This window comes from Clostridium sp. CAG:43 (genome assembly GCF_000434655.1).
Lineage (GTDB): Bacteria > Bacillota > Clostridia > Lachnospirales > Lachnospiraceae > Otoolea > Otoolea fessa.
Genome location: NZ_FR895028.1, coordinates 1 through 1,177, shown reverse-complemented (window position 1 = coordinate 1,177; position 1,177 = coordinate 1). Strand labels below are relative to the sequence as shown.

The following is a 1,177-nucleotide window of genomic DNA, read 5'->3' as shown; positions in this document are numbered from 1 at the left end:
GAAAACGCGGTGGCAGCAGGAATTTGCCGTATTTAAATGCGAAGCCACGGCAAATTCCGTTACTGGGCACGTATACGTGAACAGTAATAATCTTCGTCCTATGACGAAAAAACGCTCCGCGGTATGCATACTCATTATCCTTTTTTAAGAAAAAAACATATGGATCGCATCCATCACGGCATCCGGCTGTTCTAACTGCGGCAGATGTTTGGTCTTCGGGATGATAGAGGACTCGATTGCGGAATTATAAATCTTGTAATCCTGAATCGTCGCCTCGATCATCGGTTCCTCGGAACCGCCGATGATGAAGATGCTGTTGTCGATCTTCCTGAGAGCATTGGAAATATTGCACTTGGTATAGCGGCATTCAATACTGGAGAAGATCGCTTTCGGACATTCACCGAGATGTGCGGCTTCGTGGCTGCGGTCGATCTGAACCGGTTTTACGGTATACGGATTGTAAAAATATTTGGTGCGGAATGCCTCTTCGATCATAGAGCGGCTGCACGCAATGTGGTAAATGAGCGTTCCAGCCAGCGGGAGATCCAGAAGAAGCTTATAAAGCTTGGCATTTTTACCCGGAAGCTGACAACAGTCGGTAAGGCTGCTCGGGTTGATGAGCATGATCTGATCAAACAGTTCTGGAGAGTTGCTGCACGCCATGATAGACAGTGCCGCTGAATCACCGGTGGAGAGAATGTTGGTCCGATGTCCGATCTCAGATTTGATAAAATCACAGATCAGCTGGACAAACAGGTAATTTGTGTAGGTCAGGTTCGGCTTCTCGGAACGTCCGCAGCCGAGAAGGTCGAGCGTGTAGACGGTGTAGGAGCGGCTGAGCTGTTCGCGGATGGATTCCCACTCATAGCCGCTCGATGCAAAGTGCAGATCGTGAATCAACAGAAGCGGTTTGCCGGAACCGCATTTTGTATAGTAGATATTTCCCAGCCGCCATTTGTAGCAGAGAGAATTCTCTTCCCGGGTCAGACCGCGGGAGGTGGCAGAAAATTGAATATATTTATTTAAAAGTGCCAGTGAAACTGCGCCGCCGGCGGACAGCATCAGGCAGGTCATGATCTTGTTTTTTGTGTTCATATAGAAAGCTCCTTTTGAATCGAAAAATTAAACTCGAAAATATCTCATCAAGTAATTCTATTATACCATAAATACTAAATTC

The 1,177-nt window shown here is 46.9% G+C and carries 1 protein-coding gene; it reads right to left on the bottom strand.

Annotation, left to right across the window (positions count from 1 at the left end):
• Positions 1 to 144: 144 nt before the first annotated feature.
• Positions 145 to 1,095, bottom strand: coding sequence for an alpha/beta fold hydrolase (locus tag QVO97_RS02230; RefSeq protein ID WP_022358786.1), 951 nt, complete (start codon positions 1,093 to 1,095; stop codon positions 145 to 147).
• Positions 1,096 to 1,177: the final 82 nt, after the last annotated feature.